Source organism: Kribbella sp. NPDC006257, assembly GCF_040613535.1.
Classification (GTDB): domain Bacteria; phylum Actinomycetota; class Actinomycetes; order Propionibacteriales; family Kribbellaceae; genus Kribbella.
In genome coordinates this window covers 22359-44507 of sequence record NZ_JBEXSJ010000002.1, presented here as the reverse complement: position 1 = coordinate 44507, position 22149 = coordinate 22359, and the positions used below count along the sequence as shown (strand labels likewise).

Genomic DNA, 22149 nt, shown 5'->3' with positions numbered 1-22149 from the left:
GGAGCCGGGTGTGCTGTCGTCTCTACAGTGAGGCGAGTGAGCACCTCTGAGCAGATCGACCCGCACGATCCCCAAGCCTTCGACGCCTGGTACGACGTCTACCGGGAAGCGGAGGTCTACGGCCGGGAGTACGCCGTCCCCTGGACCCGCGAGGAACTCCGGGTCAACGCGCTGACCGAGTCGCCGTACTGGACCCAGGAGATCTGGGCCGTGCGGGACGAGGCCGGGGCGATCGCCGGCACGCTGTACTTCGAGCTGCCGTTGAAGGACAACACCTCGGTGATCAACCCGAGTATCGGGGTCCGTCCAGAGCTGCGGCGCCGTGGCTACGGGACCACGTTGGCGCGGACCGTTGCCGACCGGGCCGCCTTCTACGGCCGAACGACTGTGCATGCCCAGATCGATGTGCCGATCGACGGTACGCCGACCGCGGGGCAGGCCTTCGCGGCGGCCACCGGTTTGACGGTCGCGAACGTCGAGATGCACCGGATCCTGGAGTCGCCGCTGGCCGAGGACTTCCTGTCCGGCCTGGCCGCGAAGGCCGCCGAGCACCATCAGGGCTACCAACTGGTCACCTGGCGGGACCGGTGTCCCGACGAGTACGTGGACGCCTATGCGGCCATGCAGGCGGGCTTCGACCTCGAGGCGCCGATGGGTGACCTGGAGGTGGAGGCGGCGGAACCGGATCCCGCGCGGGTGCGCGAGGGTGAGAAGCAGCGCGCGGAGCAGGGGCGTAGTGGCTGGGTCACGGCCGCGGTGGCTCCGGACGGCACGATGGCCGGTTACACCGAGCTGTATCTCGGCGCGACCGATCCGGTCAACGCCTTCCAGTGGGGCACGCTGGTCGCGAAAGCGCACCGCGGGCATCGGCTCGGGCTCGCGCTGAAGGTCCGCAACCAGCTCGAGATGCAGAAGATCCACCCCGAACGACGGGTCGTGCACACCTGGAACGCCGAGCAGAACACGGCGATGAACGCGGTCAACGCGGCGCTCGGGTTCCGGCCGGTCGAGCTCGCCCACGAGCTGCACCGGAGAATTTGAAAAAAATTCGCTTGGATTGTTCTGGAACAGTCCGGTAAATGCTTGATTGACGCCCCGCAGGGAACCCCCTGCGGGGCTCTTTATGATCCTGATTTCCTAACCGCTGGTAGCGGATTGACTGGTTTGGAAACGAATCGGGTGCTTGAGTTCTGTGGTTTGGGAAATGGAGCAGCATCGCCGATCGCGGGTGCAAAGAAAAGGGCTTCCGACAACTTTGCGAACGGTAGTGGATCCATCACTTTCGGTCCATAGCGGGAGTGTCGGGTCGTGTCGTATGGTCGCGTCATCGCCAGGCCTTGGTGGGGGACTGGTGCTCTGAATCCTTTGTGTTCAAGGCGAACTTCGGAGCTCGGATGACCATGGACGGTACTGTCGTGGTGCCCGGAACCACTATGGGCGCCCAGTGGGTCGACGACGTGCTGCTGGCCGGTGACGCCAGTGACGTCTGCTTTTCGTTACCCGCGCCAATTGATCGCGGAATGCTGCGCCGGCTGGTCCGGGACAGGCAATCCGAGCTGGCCGATTCCGGTTTGCGACCGGGTGGTGCCGCCGCATTGCGTTTACCGCCGTCATTGGCGTTCATTACACATTTGCTGGCGGTGTGGCGCTCGGGTGGCCAGGCCATCCTGCTCGACCACCGGCTGACCGACTACGAGGTCCGCCGGGCGATCGAGCGGCTGGTCCCGCAGGTGGTGGTGTCGCCCGAGCGGTCGGTGCCGTCGGGTCTGAAGACGTTCGTCGAGGTCGAGACCACGGTGGCCAGCTACTCCGGTCATCCGGCGAACACCGCGCACGCCGTCGTCCAGCTCAGCTCCGGGTCGACCGGGCCGTCGAAGGTGATCGGCCGGACGGCGGAGGACCTGGTCGAGGAGGTGCTGCGCTACACCAAGATCGAGGGAGTCCCGCAGCGTGGTGAGCGGATCATTCTGCTCCCCTCGATGGTGCACGTGCTCGGTCTCGTGGGCGGTCTGATGTACGGCCTGCATGCCGGTGTCACCCTGGTCCCGCCGGCGCGGTTGACCGGTGACGCGATCCTGCAGGCGATCGCGAGCAGCAGTACGCCGGCCACCGTGCTCGGCGTGCCGTTCCACATCGGGTTGCTGGCGTCGGTCAACGAGCCGCCCGCACTGCCTCAGTTCAAGCGGATGACGACCGGTGGCGAGTTGGTGCCGGCGTCGGTCGTGAAGGCGTTCGAGGAGAAGTTCCAGGCGTCGCTCGGGAACATGTACGGGATGACCGAGGTCGGGGTGATCGGCACCGACCTGTTCGGCCGGCACCGGCCGGCGATCCAGCCGGCGCCGGGCATCGAAGTACGGGCTGTCGACGGGGAGTTGCAGATCCGGCGGCCGGAGTCGCCGTACCTGGGGCTGTCCGATCCGTCCCGGTGGGCCGACGGCTGGCTGCGGACGAAGGATGCGGGCGTTGTCGATCCGGAGACCGGGCTGGTCTCGATCAAGGGGCGGCTGGACTCGCAGGTGAGCGTCGGCGGGCTGAAGGTGGATCTGACCGAGGTCGAGTACACGGTCGGCACGTTGCGTGGGGTCGAGGCCGCGGTGGTGGTCTACGACGGCGCGATCACGGCGTACCTGCAACTGAGTGAACGGCGCGACGTCGCCCGGATCGAGGCGGAGTTGGCGCAGCGGCTGGCGTCGTACAAGCGGCCGCGCAGTGTGCGGATCCTCGATCAGTTGCCGCGGACAACAACCGGGAAGCTGGTCCGCGACGTCACCGTACTGCGCAAGGCCGCACCGTGATGCTCGGTCAACCGCACCTCGGAAGTACTGCTCGGCACTGCCACCGCCAGCACCGCGTCGGCGCGCAAAGGCACCCGCAGAACAGCAAGCTGCGGCTCGGACGGAACGATCGTTGCCCCGCCGAACGGCATCACCCGCCGCAACCCCGACCCACGCAACCCGCGCCCGAGCGCCTTCCCCACAGCCTCCTTAGCAGTCCACAACCACAAAAACGCATCAACCTGATCGCCCTGCTGATAGAGCCAGGTCAGCTCCACGGGATCAAACCAACGCCGAGCCATCCCGTCGACCTCGAACTCCCGCCGGCTCTCCAAATCCACACCCACAGGTCCGCGCCGACCGGCCGCCACGGCAACCAACCCTCGCGCGTGGCTGAGGCTCACGGCGAGGCCGTCAACCACAGGTCGACCAGATTCTTCATGTCTTACTTCCCCTTCGCCGCCGAGCGATCTGGCGAGGGTGACGAGGAGGGCGTGAGCGGCCGATCGCTGGTCTTCGTTGTCCTCGACCGGCGACACCCAGATGTGTGCGGGGTCCAGATCGGACTGCCCGTGCTTTTTCACAGGAAGAAGGTATCCCGATGAGGGAAGAGGTTCGCGAGTTCGTCATCGCGCAGTTGCAGGACATGAACTACGACGTCGAGGGGATCGACGACGAGACGACGCTGGGTCCGGCAGGGGTGGATCTGGAGTCGCTGGCGCTGGCCGATCTGTCGATCCGGGTGGAGGACAAGTTCGGGGTGCGGTTCTCCGACGAGGAGTCCGAGCAGCTGGCGCTGATGACGGTGGGCGAGTTCACCACCGAGGTTGCCGGCCGGGTCGCCCAGCAGGTCTGATGAGCAATCCTTCCCCGCTCCCCGCCCCGCCGGCCGCCCCCGGACGCGCCGAGATCATCGACTGGCTCGCCGGTCTCGGTGAACGGTCCGGCGAACTCGAACGGATCGACTCGATGGAACTCGCCTGGCTCGTGCACCAGGTCGAGCAGCGCTACGCGATCGAGCTCGCCGACGAGTACCTCGACCGGATCAGGACCATCGACGACGCCGTCGCCGTACTCGCCGAGGTGCTCAGTCATGGCTGAGCAGGTCTCCATCGGCGGGATGTCGGTCTTCAGTGCGCTCGGCCGGGGGACCGAGGCGCAATTGGCGGCCGCGCTCCCCGGGGCCGCCGCGTTCGGCGAGATCCGGCGGTTCGGCACCACGAACCGCCGGGTGACCCGGGCGGCGACGGCGGTCGACGCCCGGTCGCTGGAAGAGGAGCTGCTCGACGCCGTCATCACCGCCTGTGCCGACGGCGGCCTGACGCCGGCCGAGCGAGCGATGACGCCGTTGTTCCTCGCGGTGCACGACCGCGCAGGCGTCCGGGGCCTCGCCACCAGAGCCGCCAAGATCTACACCAGCGCGTGCGTCTCAGCCAGTACGGCGGTCGCCGATGCAGCCACCTTGATCCGCAACGGTTACGCGGAACGGATCGTCGTAGCAGCCGGTTACCTGGTCGAGCCGGACCAGTTCGCCTTGTTCGACGCGGGCCGAGCGCTCACCGACGACAGCACAGCCCGGCCCTTCAGCCTGGACCGCAGAGGCCTCCTGCTCGGCGACGGCGTAGCCGCAGTCGTCTTGCAAAGAGGCCAAGGACAAGCAGAGATCGCCGGCTGGGGGCGTGCCGGCGATGCGTACCACCCTTGTCAGCCGGCGCCCGGCGGCGAAGGCTTGGCGGCAGCGATCGAAGCCGCACTGCGCAAGGCGGACCTCCCGCCGGACGTGGTCGGCTATATCAATGCCAACGCCACCGGTACGGCGTTCAGCGACGCCTCCGAGGCAGCCGCCATCCGCACCGTCTTCCCGACCGACGTACCGGTCAGCTCGACCAAGTCCGTGCACGGCCATGCCTTGGAGGCATCCGGCCTGCTGGAGCTGGTGCTGACCGTGCTGGCGCTCAAAGCCGGGAAGCTACCGGTCAACGCCGGGTTCACCACGGCGGATCCGGCCTGCCCGCTGGATCTGATCCTGGACGCACCACGGCCCGCGACCGCGCAGTACGGACTGTCCTTGAATGCCGCCTTCGGCGGCGCCAACACGGCCTTGCTGGTGCGTGCGGGATGAACCACCAGACCGTCATTCCCGAACTCCGTGTGGTCACGGACAGTCACTGGCCGCAGCCGGGCGACGACGCCTTGGCAGGTCCCCCGTCACTCCCCGGTTTCATCGGGTCAACGTTCAGCCCGCTGGTGGCCGTCGTCGCCGACCGCTGTCTGCAGTCGCTGTACGGCGAAGTGGCCGCACGGCAAGGGCAGAAGATCGGCATCGTGCTGGTCAGCCGGTCCGGTGACCGGGCGTCCGCCGAGCAGGTCCACCAAGCGGTTGCCGATGGCAAGCGAGTCGGTCCGCTCTATTTCTTCCAGTCCGTCCCGAACAGCGTGGCCGGCTACGTCGCGGCCCGTTGGGGGCTGCACGGTCCGGTCGTCTGCCTGAGCCCGGCCGGTGATGCCCGGCAGGCCGGGTTCGACCAGGCCGCGCTGCTGATCGCGGACGGCGACGCCGACCAGGTGCTGGTCGTGCTCGTGGAACAGGCAAGTCAGGGCGACACCGCCGTCGCCCTGCTGGTGAGTGGGGGAGAACCGTCATGAAAACACTGAGTCGCCGCGCTGCCCTGGCCGCCGACCCGGCCATCGGTGCGGGCAATGTGCTCGCCACGGTCATCGCCCACGGCGCAGACCTGGCGGGACCCGGCCTCACGTTCGACACATCCGTCGACCACTTCCCGGCCGAACACCCGTTGACGCTGGGCGAACTCGACGAACGAGTCCAAGCCCGTACGGCGTGGTTGCGGGCGCACGGTATCGGTCGCCGGGACGTGGTCGCGGTCTGGGCGACCGACGCTGCCGATGTCGTCCTGAGCTTCCTGGCCCTCACCCGGGTCGGCGCGATTCCCGCACTGATGAACGGGAAGATGGCGCCGGCCATCGCCGAGGAGTACATCCGCCGGCTCCGCGTCACCGGCGTACTGGCCGATGCCGCGCACAAGGAGTTGTTGCAGGAGGCACCGATCCTGGCGGAGCCGAAGGAACTCGGCAGCGGAGATCCTGCCGACGCACCGGAGCACTACAAGCACCACCAGGACGACCCGGTCGTGATCACCCACACGAGCGGCACCACCGGCGTACCGAAGGCCGTTCTGCATTCGCACAAAACTCTGTACGCCGCGTTGAAGCACCTGCTGACGATGCCTCAGGCGCAGGGCACCGGGAGGATCCTCAACGCGCTGCCGATCCCACACACCGCGACCGTACTGATGGTCAACCAGGTGCTCGGCAACCGCGCCGAGATGCTGCTGCTGTCGACGCAGGACGCGCCGACGGTGCTGCGCAAGATCGAGGAGTGGAAGCCGGAAGGCGTCTACGGGTTCGCGGTCACCTGGGCCGGGCTGGCCCGCGAGGACCTGAGCAAGCACGACCTGGACTCTGTCCGGATGTGGTTCAACACCGGCGACTGCGCGCATGAGCCGCACATCCGCAAGCTGGTCGCGGTCGGCTCGCGCGAGACGGTGACCCGGGAGGGCCGGGTGAAGGTCAAGGGCTCGCACTTCATCGACGGGCTCGGCTCCAGCGAGATGGGGCACAACGGGTTCCACATCACGCACACGATCGACTCCGATCACTACGGCCGGTGCATCGGCAAGCCGTACGAGTTCGCCGAGGCCGCCGTACTGGATGCCGATGGCAACGAACTGCCGGTCGGCAAGGTCGGGCTGATCGGTTTCCGGTCGCCGTCGGTGTCGCCGGGGTACTGGAACGACTCGGTCAACACCTACAAGTTCCGGCTGAACGGCTGGTTCCTGACCGGCGACCTTGCGTACACCGACGAGACCGGGCACTTCTTCCACCTGGACCGGGTGCCGGATGCGGTGGCCGGGTTCGACGGGCCGCAGTTGTTCACGTCGATGTCGGAGGAGCGCATCCTCGCGGCACTACCGGAGGTGCTCGACTGCACGGTCATCATCGTGCAGGAGGACGGCAAGTTCCTCACCGACGTCCTGCTCGAACTCGTCCCCGAAGCCGATCCCGTCGCGGACCGAACCGCTGTGGTGCACAAGGCAGTCGGTGCCGAGGTCGCCGCGACGATCCGGCGGATCACGGTGATCGGCGAGGACGACGTACCGGTGACGGTGACCGGCAAGGTTCGCAAGGTCGCGCTGCGGCAAGAACGCCTGGCCGGGGTGTCCTCATGACCGCCGTCACGATCACCGGGATGGGGCTGCTGACGCCGGTCGGACGCGGGGTTCCGGAGGTCTTCGATTCCTTGCTGCACGGGAAGTCCGGGATCTCGCGGCCGCCGGAAGACCACCCGGTCGCCCGGTCGGTCGAGCTGGCCGGGTTCCTCGGGCCGATCGATGCCGGCACGATCGCGAGTGGTCCGGACGGCAAGGTGATGGACCGGACGGTCATCCTCGCTCAGCTCACCGCCGAGGACGCGCTCGCGGATGCCGGCCTGGTGGTCGGCGAGAACGTCGACCCCGAGCGGATCGGCATCATCGTCGGCGGGGTCGGCGGGATGGCGACGCTCGAGCAGCAGGTCGTCACGCGGGTCGAACGCGGTCGCGCGTCGGTCAGCCCCTACCTGCTCACCGGGATCCTGCCGAACATGCCGGCCGCACGAGTCGCCATCCGCTTCGGCATCCGTGGCTACACCTCATCAGTCGGTACGGCGTGTGCCTCGGGCGCGCAGGCGATCGCCGATGCGGTGCGGCTGATCCGTTGTGGTGAAGCGGATGTGGTGATCTGCGGTGCGAGTGAGGCGCCCCTGTTCCCGACGTTCGCGGAGACCTTCGCCAACGCGCGCGCACTGGCTCGCGGCTGGGACGACCCGACCCAGGCGAGTCGCCCGTTCGACCTGCGCAGGAACGGTTTCGTGCTCTCCGAAGGTGCCGGCTTGCTGGTGCTGGAGAGCGCGGAGCACGCCATTGCCCGGGGCGCCACGGGGTACGCCGATGTCGCCGGGTACGGCGTCAATGCCGACGCGCATCACCCGACGGCGCCCAGGCCGGACGGGACGGGGGCCGCCGCTTGCATGCGACGGGCGTTCGCCAGCGGGCGCGTAGTACCGGAGCAGGTCGGATATGTGAACGCGCACGGCACCAGTACGAAGCTAGGGGACGTCGCCGAGACGGTCGCGATCGGCCTTGCGTTCAACGGATCCGTGCCCGCGGTCAGCTCGACCAAGGCGCTGACCGGTCACATGCTCGGCAGCTCCGGAGTGGTCGAGGCCGCCGCGAGCGCGCTGGCCGTGAACACCGGATTGCTGCCACCGACGTACAACCTCGACGACCCGGATCCGGCCTGCGGGCTGGACCACGTCCGCAAGGAGCCGCGCGAGGTGCACCTGGAATACGCGCTGTCGAACTCGTTCGGGTTCGGCGGCCAGAACGTGAGTCTGCTGTTCGGGCCGGCAAGCACGCCGGTCCGCAGGGAAATCTTGGAGGGGAAGACGGTGAGGTCATCGTGATGGAGATCTACGGGATCGACCACGTGGAGATGTACGTGGGCGACGCCAAGCAGGCGGCGTTCTACCTGGCACACGCCTTCGGGCTGCAGGTGCACGGTCAAGGCGGACCGGAGACGGGACTGGCCGACCAGCGATCGCTGCTGCTGCGGGAGAGCGCCGTACAGATCGTGTTGACCTCGGGGCTGGCCGCCACTCACCCGGCTGCCGAATACGTGCAACGCCACGGTGACGGGGTCGCCGTGGTCGCGATGGAGGTGGACAACGCCGCCGTCGCCTACACCGAACTGCTCGCCCGAGGGGCCGAATCGGTGCGCGAGCCGGTCACCTACACCGACGAGCAGGAGACCACCGTGGTGATCGCCGAGGTGGCCGGCTTCGGCGACGTGATCCACCGGCTGGTCGAGCGGCACGGACCGCGCCGGGAGTTCCTGCCCGGCGCGATCACGATCACCGAGCCGACGACCGGGCCGGACGAGAAGCTGTTCAGCGAGATCGACCACCTGGCCATCTGCGTGCCGTCGGGTCAGCTGAAGCCGACGACCGAGTTCTACCAGAAGGTCTTCGGCTTCCTGCCGATCTTCGAGGAGTACATCGAGGTGGCGGGGCAGGGGATGGAGTCGACGGTCGTGCAGAGCCCGTCGACGCACGTCACCTTCACACTGATCGAGCCGGACGAGACCCGTCGACCGGGGCAGATCAACGACTTCCTCACCTGGCACGCGGGCGCCGGCGTACAGCACATCGCCTTGCGGACCAGCGACATCGTCGAGGCTGTCGGCACGCTGGCCGGCCGCGGCGTCAACTTCCTCGCCTCCCCGGCCACGTACTACGAGGCGCTGCCGGACCGCGTCGGTGAGGTGGAGACGCCGCTGGAAGACCTGCAGGAGCTGGGGATCCTGGTCGACAAGGACCACTGGGGCCAGCTGTTGCAGATCTTCACCGAGTCCATGCACGTACGCCGGACGCTGTTCCTCGAGATCATCGAGCGCCGCGGAGCCATGACGTTCGGCAGCGGCAACATCAAGGCGCTCTACGAAGCCAAGGAGCGCGAGCTCGCGGGGGTGGAGGCATGAGTCTTCGTGAGTTCACCCTCTCAGCAGAAGAGATCGAGCTGCTGCCGTCCGACGAGGACGTCGCCTTCTACGCCGAGCACGGCTGGTACCTGTCCAAGAAGCTGCTCACCGACGACGAGACCGACGAGCTGGTCAACGCCAGCGAGCGGTACTACGCCGGCGAGCGGGACCGGACGCTGCCGGCCGCACCGCCGAAGCTGGCCTACTGGGACCCGTCGAAGGGCGACGTCCAGCGGCACAACGACTACGTCCACTACGAGCACGACGGACTCGCGAAGATCCTGAGCAAGCCGTTGATCGGTGCGGTCGCGGCCCGGCTCGCGCAGGTCGACGAGATCCGGATCTTCCAGTCCACGCTGATCTACAAGCCGCCGGTGGCCGGCGAGCCGTCGAACATCGTGCCCTGGCACTTCGACAAGCACTACTGGTCGTCGTCGTCCTCGGACAGGATGCTGACCGCGTTCATCCCGTTCCACGACTGCCCGCCCGAGATGGGCACCATCACGATGGTCGACGGCAGCCACCGCTGGAAAGAGATCGGCGCGAACGACACCGTGGTCCGGCACTTCGCCGAGCGGGACAAGTCCGAGCTGGACCAGATGCTCGCCGAGAACGCCGCGTTCAACGGCGTCGAGGTGGTGAAGCTGCCGATCACGATCCCGCGCGGCCACATGAACTTCCACCACTGCAAGACGTACCACGGCAGTGGCGCGAACGTCAGCGACCGCCCGCGCCGGGCGATCTCGCTGCACCTGCAGGACGGCGGCAACTCCTACCGGGAGTTCCCGCTCTCCGACGGATCGCTGGCCTCGTACAACCACGACGCCGTGGTCCGCCGGACCTCTGACGGGCGGCCCGACTACGCCGACCCCGACTTCTGCCCGACCCTCTGGGCCGACCGCTAAAGGAGAAGTGCAATGTCACGCTACGACTGGGGTCAGACCCACCCGGGCATCGAGCAGTTGGAGAAGGCCGTCACCGAGGCTCGCGACAAGGTCGTCCAGCACCCCCTGTACGCCAACCTCGACACGCACGAGGCGCTCGTCACGTTCATGGAGCACCACGTCTTCGCCGTGTGGGACTTCATGTCGCTGCTGAAGTCGCTGCAGCGCGAGCTCACCTGCGTCACGGTGCCGTGGGTTCCGACCGAGCACACCAGCAGCCGCCGGCTGATCAACGACATCGTGATGGTCGAGGAGAGCGACGAGCTGGCCAGCGAGGACGGCAAGCCGGCCTTCATCAGCCACTTCGAGCTGTACGTGAACGGCATGCACGAGGCCGGTGCCGACTCGACCGCGATCGAGAAGCTGATCGACCTGCTGCGCAACGGCGGCTCGGTGGTCGAGTCGCTGCACGAGGCCGGCGTACCGCAGGCGTCGATCGACTTCGCCGCCACCACCTGGGACATCATCGAGAACCACCCGGTGCACTGCCAGGCGGCCGCGTTCGCGTTCGGCCGCGAGGACCTGATCCCGGACATGTTCACCCAGGTGGTCGCGGTGAACGAGCGGTCGAAGAAGCTGAACACCTTCGTCGACTACCTGGAACGGCACATCGAGGTGGACGGCGAGTTCCACACCCCGATGGCGATGCAGATGGTCGCCGACCTGTGCGGCGACGACCAGGCCAAATGGGACGCCTGCGCGGACACGATCAACACCGCGCTCGCCGCCCGCGCCCGGCTCTGGGACGCCATCCTCGCCGCGATCAAGGGCTGAGCCGAGATGTCGGCCGTCGATCTCTACCGGACCGTCCGGTTGATCCGCCGCTTCGAGGAACGCGCGATCGAGTTCGTCCGGTCCGGGGAGATCGTCGGCGGCATCCACCCCTACATCGGGGAGGAGGCCGTCGCGGCGGGGGTCTGCGCCGCGCTCCGGCCGGACGACCTGATCACCTCGACCCATCGCGGCCACGGGCACGTGCTGGCCAAGGGGGTGAACCCGGCCCGGATGTTCGCCGAGCTGATGGGCCGCGAGTCCGGCCTGAACAAGGGCCGCGGCGGCTCGATGCATGCCGCCGACTTCGGCCGCGGCATCCTCGGCGCCAACGCGATCGTCGGCGCGGCCGGCTCGATCGCCACCGGCGCCGCCTGGGCGCACCGGCGCAAGGGCCGGGACCTGGTCGCGGTCAGCTTCTTCGGCGACGGCGCGATGAACGAGGGGATGCTGCTGGAGGCCTTCAACCTGGCCGCGCTCTGGCACGTCCCGGTGCTGTTCGTCTGTGAGAACAACGGCTACGCCACCACGATGCCGGTCGCCGGAGCGGTGGCCGGCACCATCACCGGCCGGGCCAAGGCGTTCGGGATCCCGGCCTTCACGATCGACGGCCAGGATCCGGAGAAGGTGCTGGCGGCAACGACCGCCGCCGTCGACCGGGCCCGGGCCGGCAAGGGGCCGACGTTCCTGGAGTGCCTGACGCACCGGCTCGACGCACACCACACGTTCGAGCACCGGGCTCGCCTGGACTACCGCTCGGCCGAAGAACTCTCTGCTGGGTGGTCGCGGGACCCAGTGGAGATCCAGGGCGCACGCCTCGGCGCCGACGACCGGGAAGCTGTCGATGCCGAGGTCGAGGCCCTGCTCGATGCGGCGGCCGGGATCGCGTTGGGCAGTGCCCATCCCGATCCCGCCGCCGCTCTCGAGTACCTCTACGCCAGCCCCGGGGTGATGCGCTGATGCCGAAATTGTCCTATTTGAAGGCACTCAACCGGGCCCTCGGTGACGAGATGGACGCCGATCACGACGTCTTCGTGCTCGGCGAGGACATCCGGGTGGCGGCCTCGAACCTGACCGCCGGGTTGTTCACCCGGTTCGGCCCGGACCGGGTGGTGGACACGCCGCTGTCCGAGCAGGCCTTCACGAACTTCGCGACCGGTGCGGCGCTGGCCGGGCTGCGGCCGGTGATCGAGTTCCAGATCCCGTCGCTGCTCTTCCTGGTCTTCGAGCAGATCGCGAACCAGGCGCACAAGTTCTCGCTGATGACTGGTGGCCAGTGCAAGGTGCCGGTCACGTACATCGTCCCGGGGTCGGGGTCGCGGACCGGCTGGGCCGGTCAGCACTCGGACCACCCGTACAGCCTGTTCGCGCATGTCGGCGTGAAGACGGTGGTGCCGGCGACTCCCGCCGACGCCTACGGGCTGCTGCTGTCGGCGATCCGGGACAACGACCCGGTGGTGGTCTTCGCGCCGTCGGGGGCGCTGGGTGTTCGTGAAGATGTCGACTTCTCGACTCTCGCGCCGGTGCCGCTCGGTGTCGGCCGGATCGCGCGGGAGGGCAGCGACGTGACTGTCGTTGCCCTGGGCCACCTGCTGCAGGATGCGCTGGCCGTGGCCGACGAGCTCGCCGGTGAAGGTGTCTCGGTCGAGGTCTTCGACCCGCGCACGGTCTATCCGTTCGACGTCGAAGGCCTGGCCGCCTCGGTCGCGAAGACCGGCCGGCTGGTGGTGATCGACGACTCGAACCGGACCAGCGGGTTCGGCGCCGAAGTACTGGCACTTGCTGCCGAGCGGTTCGAGCTGGCGACGCCGCCGCGCCGGGTGACCCGGCCGGACGGTGCCGTCCTGCCGTTCGCGCTCGCGCTGGATCGAGCGGTCCAGCCTGGACGGGACCAGCTGCTTGCGGCGGTCCGCGACGTACTGACGAGTGGGGGACATCGATGACGGAACGACCTTCCGTGCGCGAGCTCTGGCCCGAGCTGCCGGAGCCGGTGCGCGAGCGGTTGCTTGCCTATGGCCACAAATACTGGGCGCAGGTCTACGAGGACGTGGCGTTGCAGAACCAGGACTGGATCCCGCTGCGCTCCCCGGTCGCCACGCACGCGGCGTACGCGGAGATGAATCGGGTGACCGACGCGGTCTCCCGGCTGGTGCTCGAGGCGTGCCGGCGCAGAGCCCGTACGGCGGGCGAGTTGCGCCGCGTGCTCGGCGTACCGGAGGGCCGGATCCAGCTGCTGGACGAGAGCGAGCCGTTGACCGGGCGGCTGATCAACGCGATCCGGTCCGACCTGCTGCTCGAACGCGGCGTACCGCGGATGGTCGAGTGCAACGTGGAGAGCGCGCTGGGCGGCGTCCTGGATGCCGATGGCGTGATCAAGCGGTGGATGGAGGTGTACGTCGACGAGCCGATGTTCACCGCGCTGGGTGCGGCCGCGCCACCGTCGGCGATCGACGCACGGTTCGACGCGATCCGGGCCGATGTCGGGCCGGGTAAGACGACGGCGATGCTGTTCACCGCCGGTGGTGGCTATCCCGGCGCGGACCGGCCGAACTACATGATCAACCGGCTGAAGCCGTTCGCGGATCGTGGGCGTGAGCTGGGTGTCGACCTACTCGTCTACCCGGTCGAGTGGGTCAAGCTCGACGACCAGAAGCGGTTGCTGGCCGGGGATCGGGTGCTGGACGCGGTCTGGCGGATGTTCGTGCCGCCGTTCGTCAACGACAGTCCCGGGATGGAGGCGGTCCGGACCGCCAACGCGGCCGGGAGCTTTCAGATGTACCTGCCGACCGCGGTCTGGTTGCTCAGCAACAAGACGATCTTCGCCTGGCTGTGGGAGGACCTGGATCTGCTCACCGAGGAGGACGCCGAGGTGGTCCGGGCGACCATCCCACGCACTTGGGTCTACGGCCCCGAGCTACGGCAGCGAACGATCGACGAGCGGGAGAAGCTGGTCTTCAAGCCGACCGACGACTATGGCGGCCACGGCGTCTTCATCGGCCCGCTCACCTCGCCCGAGGACTGGGCGACGGCGCTCGACACGGCCGACGGACCGCACATCATCCAGGAGCTGATCGAGGCCGATCCGCTGACCATGCAGTTCCTCAAGCCGGAGACCGGCGACGTGGTCGAGGCCGAGGTCTCGTACTGCGTGTCGACGTATCTGTTCGACCGCATCCCGGCCGGCGTCTTCAGCCGGTTCTCGCCGCCCGGCGCGGGCGGCGTGGTGAACCTGACCCAGGGTGCGCTGACCGGCGGCCTGCTGCTCGTGAACGATGTGGAGGGCTGAGGATGACTTTCGACTGGCGGGAAACCCCCTTCGACCACTGGGAGACGTTGCCGCAAGCAACGAAAGACGACGTGATCGCGGCTGGTACGGAGGACTGGAAGAAGGTCTTCCACGGCGTGCTGACCTTCAACCGCTCCTGGCGGCCGTTGCGGCCGGTGATGATCGAGCAGACCAAGTACGACGAGCTGGCCCGGGTGATGGATCGGTTGCTGCAACTGATCCTGGAGACCGGGATGCGGCGCGCGACCACAGCGGGCGAACTCCGCAAACTGCTCGGTACGCCGGACGGCCTGATCGAGTACCTGGACGACGACGAGGTGCTGGGTGAGCACCTGGTCCAGTCCGGTCGCCCCGACGTGCTGATCACCGACGGCGTTCCGAAGTTCGTCGAGTTCAACATCGGCAGCGAGGTCGGCTGCGTCTGGGACACCGAGAAGGTCTCGACCCGGTTCCTGGAGATGTTCACCGACCGCGGCCTGGAGCTGCAGGTGCCGGTGCTGGCGCCGCCGTCGCCGATCGACGGCCGCTACCGCGCGATGATCGACTACCTGGGGCTGGCGCCGGGCGACCGCCTCACGATGGTGATGCGGACCGACGGCGAGTACCCGGGCAACGACGACATCCCGGCGCTGGTCCGGATGCTCGATCCGTTCGTGGAGCGCGGTCAGGCGCTCGGCATCGACATGGACTGCGTGCCGATCCAGTGGCTGTCGCTGGACGAGAACGGGCAGCTGAACCACGAAGGCCGGCCGGTGAAGTCGGTCTTCCGGCTCTATGTCTGCACCGACATGCCGCAGAACTCCGGCCAGGCCGCCTTGAAGGCCGCGGTCAAGGCCGGTACGTCGAAGATGTTCACCCCATCGGCCGGGTGGCTGCTGGCGAACAAGCTGCTGCTGACCTGGCTGTGGAGTGACATCGACCAGCTCGCGCCGGAGGACCAGGAGCTCGTCCGCCGGCACATCCCGTGGAGCCGGTTGCTGACGGAAGAAATGGTCGAGGATGCCCTTGCTCGGCAAGCGCTGTTGGTGCTCAAGCCTGCGGACGAGTACGGCGGCTCGGGGGTCCTGGTGGGCCACGAGACTCCGGTTGACGAGTGGCGGGAAGGTCTGGAGGAGGGCGTTCGGCGCGGGGACTTCCTGTTGCAGGACTACGTTCGGCCGGACCGGATCACGATGGACTTCATCAATCTGGAGACCGGTGAGAAACTGCAGACCGAGGTGCCGTACTCGGTGGGGCCGTACACCTTCGGCCGCGAGTCGTTCGGGTGTTTCCTGCGCGTCGGCTCGCACGAGCACGGCGAAGTACTGAACCTCAAGCGTGCTGTCCATGTCACCGGACCGCTCCTGGTCGCGCCGCGATGACGGCCTACGACTGGGCCGGCCGCCCGGGATTCGATGCCTGGGGCAACTTACCCGCCGACCTGCGGGCGGAGATCCTGGCAGCCGGGACGGGCGGCTGGCAGACGGTCTTCCACGAGATCGCCACTTACAACGAGACCTGGCGGCCGCTCCGGCCGGTGCTGATGGACAAAGCCTGGCTGGAGGAGCTCTACGCATTGAGCGACCGGATGCTCCAGTTGCTCTTCGACTGCTGCGGGCGCCGAGCCAGTACGGCGGGGGAGTTGCGCAAGCTGCTCGGGATCCCGGACGGCCGGGTGGAGTTCCTGGACGACTCCGAGCCACTCGGCGAACACCTGCTGCAGTCCGGACGACCCGACATCCTGCTGACCGACGGCGTACCGAAGTTCGTGGAGTTCAACGTCGGCAGCGATGTCGGCAGCGTCTGGGACTCGGAGAAGGTCTCGGCCCGCTTCCTCGAACTCTTCCGTACTACGGGGTTGGTGGACCAGCTGCCTGTCGAGGCTCCGGTGTCGGCGGTGGACCGCCGGTACGCCGCGATTCGCTCGACGCTCGGGCTGCCGCCCGGCGCTCGGCTGACGATGGTGTTCCGGACCGATGGGGAGTATCCGGAGTCGCACGATCCGGAGAAGCTGGTCGAACTGCTGCAGCCGTTCGTCGCGCGGGGTCTGGAGAACGACTTCGACATGGACGTGCAGCCGGTCGACTGGCTGACGCTCGGACCGGGTGACCAGCTGATCGGACGAGGTGGCCGGGTCGAGGCGATCCTGCGGCTGTTCGTCTGCTCGGAGATGCCTCCGACCGTTGGCCTGCAGGCGATCAAGGATGCCTTGCAGGCTGGAACGGCGTCGCTGTTCACGTCGGCCGCGTCCTGGTTGATCAGCAACAAGCTGGTCTTCGCCTGGTTGTGGGAGGACGCCGACTCCCTACCTCCTGAGGATGCCGCGTTGATCCGTGCGCACCTGCCTCGGACGCGGATGCTGACTGAGGCCATCGCTGCCTCGGTGCTGGCCGAACGGGAGCAGCTGGTGCTCAAGCCGGCCGACGAGTTCGGTGGTTCAGGTGTGGTGGTCGGCCGGGAGGCGTCGCCAGAGGAATGGGCTGCGCTGGTCTCTGCCGGGGTTGCCGAGGGGTTGCATCTGGTGCAGGACTACTCGCGGCCGGACCGGATGACGATGAACTTCGTGCACCTGGAGACCGGCGAGCAGGAGGAGGCGCAGATCCCGTTCTCGATCGGGCCTTACACCTTCGCCCGGCAGGGAGCCGGCTGCTACGTCCGGATCGGCAGCCAGGGCGAAGGTGAGGTCCTCAACCTCAAGCGCAACGTGCACGTCACCGGCTCGCTGCTCCTGGGCGAGGTCTGAGTGTCAGCTGTACTCGAGGACCCGTGGCCCGATCGCCGGCTGGTGGATCGCGGCCCGGGTCAGCCCTGCCGCTTGAGCGAGTACGTCGTATTCGGCGAGCGTTCGCTCCCGTCCGTGGCCGAGGACGAGCATCAGCAGGTCCATCGAGGCGAAGGCCACCGGCGCGGTCTCCGCGGACTCGATCACCAGCACGGCCCCGCCGGCCCTTCGTTTGTCAGCTGCCCGGCGCAGGGCATCGGCGGCAGCGTCGTCCTCGAACGAGTGCAGCAGGTAGCGGAAGACGAAGACGTCAGCACTGGGCAGCTCCAACTCGAACAGATCACCAGCCAGTACTTCGGTGCGCTCGGCCAAACCCCCTGTTTGGAAGCGTTCCGGGGCAGCGGGTGCGCTGATGGGCAGGTCGACGAGGGTGCCGCGCAGGTGCGGATGTGCTTCGAGCAGGCCGACCAGCTGGGCGCCGGTGCCGCCGCCGACGTCGACCACATGCTCGAAGCGGGACCAGTCGAGCGCCTTGGCGAGCAAGGGCGCTTCCTGGACCGCGCGGATCTCCATCAGTTCGTCGTACGACGCGGCGGCCTTGGGCTCGAGGCTGGTTTTGTTGCCAGCAGCAACCGGTCCGCCGGCCTTGACGGTGCCGAGCAGCTCGATGAAGGCACGGTCCATGTGGCCGCCGAAGCCGTCCAGGTCCAGCCAGCGCCGCAGACCACCGGGAGCATCGTCGAGCAGCCAGTGGCCGGACTCGCCGAGGGTGTAGCCGGTCTCCTCTTGAGCGAAGATGCGGCGGGCGACGAGATAGCGCATCAGGCGGCCGAGGGCGTCGCTGTCCGCACCCGCCTTGTCGGCGAGGGTCTCCAGGTCGAGCGGGCCGGCGGTGAGCAGGTCGGCCAGCCGGAGAGTGGCGGCGGCCCGGAGTGCCATCGGTGGGATCAGATCGGACATCGCCGCCAGCTCGGCGGGGCCCAGTGGGTCGGTCATCCTGGCTCTCCTTGGGCTACCGGAATCTTCTTATTCTTCTTCGAGATGTGCTTGGCCAACGGAATGGCAGTGGCGGCGAGCAGTACCAGGGCGGAGACCATGATGGTCGGCCGCAGCCCGATCCCGGCGACCGCGGCACCGGTCAGTGCGCTGCCCAGCGGGATGCCGGCGACCGCGACCGCACCGACCACGCCGAACACCCGGGTCTGCAGCTCGGCCGGGATCCGTTCGTACAGCACCGCACCGACGACGGGATTCACACCGGCCATTCCGAGGCCGGCGAAGAATGTCACGATCAGCACCACGGTGAGGTTGCCGGTCAGGCCGAGGACGAGAATCTTCGGAGCGCCGCCGATCGCGGCTCCGACGAAGAAGCTGAGCATTTGCGGAATCTTTGTCGCAAACACTGTGAAAAACACATTGCCGAGTAATGATCCGGCCGCGAAAACACCCATGATCCAGCCGAGTCCGGTGGCCGATCCGAATTCTTGCCGGACCCAGAGCGGAAGCAGTACGACGCCGTTCGCGTACTGGAAGAAATTCACCATGAACAGCATGCCGAGCATCCCCAGCAGAATGCGATCGGTGCGGAGGAACGAGAACCCGCCGGCCAGTGCCCGCCAGTACGGTTCCTTGGCCGGCGTGGCCACCCCGGGCTCCGGTGCCGGGTTGACCAGCAGGCCGACCAGGAGTGCCGCGACGGCGTACGTGCCGGCATCGAGCCAGATCGTGTGGTGCGGTCCGATGGTCGCGACCAGGACGCCGGCCAGTGGGCCGCCGCTCAGCCCGGAAGTGCGGTTCATCGCCTCATATGCGCTGGTCACACGCAACATCGGGATGCCTGACTCGGCGGTCGTCGGTCGCAGCAGGACGTGTTTGGTGCGGTCGCTGACGCCGCGCAGACCGCCGCTGACCGCGATCAGCAGGCACAGGTGGACGAAGCCGAGCTGCCCGATCGCGGCCACCAGGCCCATCGCCACGGCCGAGCCGAGATCGCAGCAGACCGAGGTCCGGCGCATGCCGAAGCGGTCCGCGATCGGCGCGGCGAGCACGCTGGTGAGCAGGTACGGAATCATTTCCGAAGCGGCCACCAGGCCCATTTTCGCGGCGCTGCCGGTGCTGATCAGGACGAGCCATGGAATGGCGACCAGGGAGAACCTGCTGCCGAACGTCGAGAACACGTCGGCGGTGAGCAATGCATAAAGTCCGAGTCGTTTGTTGCGAACCTGCTGTGCCATGGTCACCCCCTTGCTCGTCGAGACCGCCCCCAGCGCTCACACTACGACACGGAAAAGGTCGGGGTAAGGGGTCTCGGGGTGGGTTCCGGGGAGATTCGGTAATAGCCAGCACTGCGTTTTGGCGTGCCCGGTGAAAGGGCATTTGCGAGGGGGAGATATGTCGGAGATCACTACGGAGGCGGATCGCATCGTGGGTGCCCTGGCGGCCGGTGGCGGCGGGCTCGACCCGTATCCGCTGTACGCCCAGCTGCACGAGCTGGGCGAGGCGAGCCTGCTGACGCCCGGTCTGCTGCCCTACTCCGCGGCCGCCTTCGGCTACCGGGCCGTCGACCAGATCATGCGGGACGCGACCTTCGAGGTGCACGACGCGCTCCGGCTGGAGCCGATGAGCCCGACCTGGCGCGAGCATCCGGTCCTGGTGACGTTGATGAACTCGATGATGTTCAGCAACGGCGTCCGGCACGGGCGGATGCGGGCCCTGTTCCGCAAGGTGTTCACGCCGCGCCGGGTGCAGGAGATGGAGCCCGACGTGATCGCGATCGCCGCCGAGCTGCTGGACCGGATCGAGTTGCTCGGGGCCGGCGGCACCGAGGTCGACTACATGGCCGAGTTCGCCTATCTGCTGCCCGCCCGGGTGGTCGGCCGGTTGCTCGGCCTGCCCGATTCCGACATCAGCTGGTTCCGCGCCCAGGTAGACGTGATCAACGACTGGCTGGACTTCCGCCGCAAGGGTCCGGAGGTGCTGGCGGCCGCGGACAGGGCGGCGACCGACATCACGGCGTACTACCTGGAGCTGATCGCGCAGCGCCGGGCCAAGCCGGAGCATGACCTGATCAGCGACCTGACCAAGGCGGTCGACGGCGGCACCCACGAGGTGACCGATCTGGAGCTGGTCGGGAACCTGCTGGTCCTGTTCAACGCCAGCTTCTCCACGACGATCCACCTGTTCGGCAACGCGCTGCCGCTGCTCCTGTCCGGCTCCGAGGGGCGGTCGCAGCTGATCGCCGAGCCGGCGGCGTACGTGGAAGAGGTGCTGCGGTACGACACTCCGGCGCACGTGTTCATCCGGGTGGCGGGCAAGGACACGGAGTTCCTCGGCCTACCGCTGCAGGAGGGCCAGCTGGTCGCAGTACTGACCGGAGCGGCGAACCGGGATCCGCAGCGGTTCGCCGTACCGGATCTGTTCGACCCTGCGCGGCGGGACAACCAGCCGATCAGCTTCGGGGCGGGGGCGCACTACTGCCTGGGTGCGGCGCTGGCCCGGACCGAGGCGCAGCTGGCACTGCCGATGGTGGTGGACCGGTTCCCCGCGCTGGCGCTGGGCAGCGACCCGGTCCGCACCGACCAGTTCATCCTGCGTGGCTACAAGTCGCTGCCTGTCACGGTGTCCTCGCTCGTCACGGCCGGGGGTACTTCTGATGCATCAGGGTGATGTCCTTCAACTCCGCGTCGTGCGGCGTGTCCAGCACGTTGCGGATGGTCCGGGCCATCGTCTCGGGCTGCACCCACTCGTCCGGGTGGTACTCCTTGCCCTCCTGGGCGTGCACCTTCGCCTGCAGCGGGGTGGCGACCCGGCTGGCGAAGATGCTGGTCGCCCGGACACCCCGGTCGAACTCCTCCAGCCGCAGGGTCTCCGCGAACGCCTTCAGCCCGTACTTGCTCATCGTGTAGCCGATCCAGCCCGGCCATGGGTAGAGCCCGACGAGGGAGTTGACCAGTACGACGGTGCCGCGTCCCTGCCTGAGCGCGGGCAGCGCCTGGCGGGTGAGCTCGGACGGGCCGACCAGGTTCACCTCGAGGTGCTCGCGGACGATCGCCGGGTCGCTGTCCTCGAACGGGCGGCCCTCGCAGATGCCGGCCGCGTGCACCAGCCCGGCCAGCCGCTCGGGGAAGGTGACGTCCTTCAAGGTGTCGGCGTGCCCGATGTCGCCGGTCAGCACCTGGGCGCCGGGCAGCTCCACGGCGAGCTTGTCGAGCGCCTCGCGGTTGCGCCCGAACAGGATCAGGGCCCGTCCGTCGGCGTGCAGGAGCCGGGCCAGCGTGCTGCCGATGCAGCCCGAGGCGCCGGAGATCAGGATCGCGTCGTTGTCAGCCATGGCCGGACTGTAGACGAAGTCACGGCTTTTCGGCAGTGTTCGGAAATCACCATCAGAGGATCCCCATGAGAGCGGAGCAGCCAGTGCCGAGTGCGCCCAACCCAAATGTCATCTACCCATTCTCCGATCGTCGGCGCACTGTATTCCTGAAACCCCTGATTACGGTTCCCTATGTCCAGATCGGGGAATTCACCTATTACGACGACCCGGATGATGCGGCCGGTTTCGAACGCAACAATGTGCTTTATCCGTTCGGTCCGGAGAAGCTGATCATCGGCAAGTACTGCCCGATCGCCGCGAAGGCCACCTTCCTGCTGTCCTCGGCCAACCACCCGCTGGTCGGTGTCTCGGCGTACCCGTTCTTCATCTTCGGCGGCGACTGGGCGGAGCGGACGCTGGAGCCTGCCCTCGGAGCCCCGCGCAAGGGCGACACGGTCGTCGGCAACGACGTCTGGATCGGGTACGGGGTGACCGTCATGCCCGGCGTCACCATCGGCGACGGCGCCATCATCGCCACCGGCACGGTCGTTACCACCGACGTCCCGCCGTACGCCGTGGTCGGCGGCAACCCGGGTCGCGTCATCAAGCGGCGCTACTCCGACGAGGACGTCGACCGCCTGCTCCGCGCCGCCTGGTGGGACTGGCCGGTCGAGTTGGTCACCGAACACGCCCACACCATCTTCACCGGCACCCCGAGGGATGTGGAGGAGATCGCGGTGAAGGCCGGCCTGACCGCAGACGCCTGACGC

22 protein-coding genes are annotated in these 22149 nt (G+C 67.8%); 18 read left to right on the top strand and 4 right to left on the bottom strand.

Annotated features, from left to right (window positions below):
• Positions 1 to 36: 36 nt before the first annotated feature.
• Positions 37 to 1041, top strand: coding sequence for a GNAT family N-acetyltransferase (locus ABZ004_RS02345; RefSeq protein ID WP_355677962.1), 1005 nt, complete (start codon positions 37 to 39; stop codon positions 1039 to 1041).
• Positions 1042 to 1394: 353 nt separating this feature from the next.
• On the top strand, positions 1395 to 2795 hold the full coding sequence (locus ABZ004_RS02340) for a class I adenylate-forming enzyme family protein (protein ID WP_355677961.1): 1401 nt from the start codon (positions 1395 to 1397) through the stop codon (positions 2793 to 2795).
• Here the strand turns inward: ABZ004_RS02340 and ABZ004_RS02335 are convergent.
• Positions 2726 to 3358 carry a 4'-phosphopantetheinyl transferase superfamily protein gene (locus tag ABZ004_RS02335; protein ID WP_355677960.1) on the bottom strand — a complete coding sequence of 211 codons (633 nt, stop codon included), beginning with the start codon at positions 3356 to 3358 and terminating at the stop codon, positions 2726 to 2728. The two genes, ABZ004_RS02340 and ABZ004_RS02335, sit on opposite strands and share 70 nt — an antisense overlap.
• A 17-nt stretch (positions 3359 to 3375) precedes the next feature.
• Here ABZ004_RS02335 and ABZ004_RS02330 point away from each other — a divergent pair, with 17 nt between their 5' ends.
• Genes ABZ004_RS02330 through ABZ004_RS02265 form a run of 14 tightly spaced genes read left to right on the top strand, consistent with a single transcriptional unit; the run spans position 3376 to position 17091 of the window.
• Positions 3376 to 3630 carry an acyl carrier protein gene (locus tag ABZ004_RS02330; protein WP_355677959.1) on the top strand — a complete coding sequence of 85 codons (255 nt, stop codon included), beginning with the start codon at positions 3376 to 3378 and terminating at the stop codon, positions 3628 to 3630.
• Positions 3630 to 3875 carry an acyl carrier protein gene (locus ABZ004_RS02325; protein ID WP_355677958.1) on the top strand — a complete coding sequence of 82 codons (246 nt, stop codon included), beginning with the start codon at positions 3630 to 3632 and terminating at the stop codon, positions 3873 to 3875. Before ABZ004_RS02330 ends, ABZ004_RS02325 begins: the two co-directional genes overlap by 1 nt.
• Complete coding sequence (locus ABZ004_RS02320) at positions 3868 to 4896, top strand: beta-ketoacyl synthase N-terminal-like domain-containing protein (RefSeq protein WP_355677957.1); 1029 nt, start codon at positions 3868 to 3870, stop codon at positions 4894 to 4896. Before ABZ004_RS02325 ends, ABZ004_RS02320 begins: the two co-directional genes overlap by 8 nt.
• The gene (locus tag ABZ004_RS02315; RefSeq protein WP_355677956.1) at positions 4893 to 5420 is read left to right on the top strand and encodes a beta-ketoacyl synthase chain length factor; all 528 of its coding nucleotides are present in this window, start codon (positions 4893 to 4895) and stop codon (positions 5418 to 5420) included. Before ABZ004_RS02320 ends, ABZ004_RS02315 begins: the two co-directional genes overlap by 4 nt.
• Entirely contained in the window at positions 5417 to 7021 is a 1605-nt protein-coding gene (locus ABZ004_RS02310) for a class I adenylate-forming enzyme family protein (protein ID WP_355677955.1), read from the top strand. The genes ABZ004_RS02315 and ABZ004_RS02310 overlap by 4 nt, the downstream gene beginning before the upstream one ends.
• Entirely contained in the window at positions 7018 to 8295 is a 1278-nt protein-coding gene (locus ABZ004_RS02305; RefSeq protein ID WP_355677954.1) for a beta-ketoacyl-[acyl-carrier-protein] synthase family protein, read from the top strand. The genes ABZ004_RS02310 and ABZ004_RS02305 overlap by 4 nt, the downstream gene beginning before the upstream one ends.
• Complete coding sequence (gene hppD / locus ABZ004_RS02300; protein WP_355677953.1) at positions 8295 to 9368, top strand: 4-hydroxyphenylpyruvate dioxygenase; 1074 nt, start codon at positions 8295 to 8297, stop codon at positions 9366 to 9368. Before ABZ004_RS02305 ends, hppD begins: the two co-directional genes overlap by 1 nt.
• Positions 9365 to 10273 (top strand): phytanoyl-CoA dioxygenase family protein, encoded by a 909-nt coding sequence (locus ABZ004_RS02295; protein ID WP_355677952.1) that lies wholly within the window; start codon positions 9365 to 9367, stop codon positions 10271 to 10273. The genes hppD and ABZ004_RS02295 overlap by 4 nt, the downstream gene beginning before the upstream one ends.
• A 12-nt stretch (positions 10274 to 10285) precedes the next feature.
• On the top strand, positions 10286 to 11086 hold the full coding sequence (locus ABZ004_RS02290) for a DUF3050 domain-containing protein (protein WP_355677951.1): 801 nt from the start codon (positions 10286 to 10288) through the stop codon (positions 11084 to 11086).
• A 6-nt stretch (positions 11087 to 11092) separates the two neighbouring features.
• Positions 11093 to 12043 (top strand): thiamine pyrophosphate-dependent dehydrogenase E1 component subunit alpha, encoded by a 951-nt coding sequence (locus tag ABZ004_RS02285; RefSeq protein WP_355677950.1) that lies wholly within the window; start codon positions 11093 to 11095, stop codon positions 12041 to 12043.
• On the top strand, positions 12043 to 13026 hold the full coding sequence (locus ABZ004_RS02280) for a transketolase C-terminal domain-containing protein (RefSeq protein WP_355677949.1): 984 nt from the start codon (positions 12043 to 12045) through the stop codon (positions 13024 to 13026). The genes ABZ004_RS02285 and ABZ004_RS02280 overlap by 1 nt, the downstream gene beginning before the upstream one ends.
• Positions 13023 to 14369: a hypothetical protein gene (locus ABZ004_RS02275; RefSeq protein WP_355677948.1), complete on the top strand. Its 1347-nt coding sequence runs from the start codon at positions 13023 to 13025 to the stop codon at positions 14367 to 14369. Before ABZ004_RS02280 ends, ABZ004_RS02275 begins: the two co-directional genes overlap by 4 nt.
• Positions 14370 to 14371: 2 nt before the next feature.
• Entirely contained in the window at positions 14372 to 15730 is a 1359-nt protein-coding gene (locus ABZ004_RS02270; RefSeq protein ID WP_355677947.1) for a hypothetical protein, read from the top strand.
• Positions 15727 to 17091 (top strand): hypothetical protein, encoded by a 1365-nt coding sequence (locus tag ABZ004_RS02265; RefSeq protein WP_355677946.1) that lies wholly within the window; start codon positions 15727 to 15729, stop codon positions 17089 to 17091. Before ABZ004_RS02270 ends, ABZ004_RS02265 begins: the two co-directional genes overlap by 4 nt.
• A 3-nt stretch (positions 17092 to 17094) precedes the next feature.
• On the opposite strand, the gene ABZ004_RS02260 is transcribed toward ABZ004_RS02265, so the two are convergent.
• Both ABZ004_RS02260 and ABZ004_RS02255 read right to left on the bottom strand, forming a co-directional pair.
• Positions 17095 to 18066 (bottom strand): methyltransferase, encoded by a 972-nt coding sequence (locus ABZ004_RS02260; RefSeq protein ID WP_355677945.1) that lies wholly within the window; start codon positions 18064 to 18066, stop codon positions 17095 to 17097.
• On the bottom strand, positions 18063 to 19304 hold the full coding sequence (locus ABZ004_RS02255; RefSeq protein WP_355677944.1) for an MFS transporter: 1242 nt from the start codon (positions 19302 to 19304) through the stop codon (positions 18063 to 18065). Before ABZ004_RS02255 ends, ABZ004_RS02260 begins: the two co-directional genes overlap by 4 nt.
• A 157-nt stretch (positions 19305 to 19461) precedes the next feature.
• Between ABZ004_RS02255 and ABZ004_RS02250 the strand changes: the two genes are divergently transcribed.
• Positions 19462 to 20736, top strand: a complete 1275-nt coding sequence (locus tag ABZ004_RS02250) for a cytochrome P450 (protein ID WP_355677943.1) — start codon at positions 19462 to 19464, stop codon at positions 20734 to 20736.
• Here the strand turns inward: ABZ004_RS02250 and ABZ004_RS02245 are convergent.
• Entirely contained in the window at positions 20702 to 21400 is a 699-nt protein-coding gene (locus ABZ004_RS02245) for an SDR family NAD(P)-dependent oxidoreductase (RefSeq protein WP_355677942.1), read from the bottom strand. The genes ABZ004_RS02250 and ABZ004_RS02245 overlap by 35 nt on opposite strands.
• A 65-nt stretch (positions 21401 to 21465) precedes the next feature.
• On the opposite strand from ABZ004_RS02245, the gene ABZ004_RS02240 reads away from it, so the two are divergent.
• Entirely contained in the window at positions 21466 to 22146 is a 681-nt protein-coding gene (locus ABZ004_RS02240) for a CatB-related O-acetyltransferase (RefSeq protein ID WP_355677941.1), read from the top strand.
• Positions 22147 to 22149: the final 3 nt, after the last annotated feature.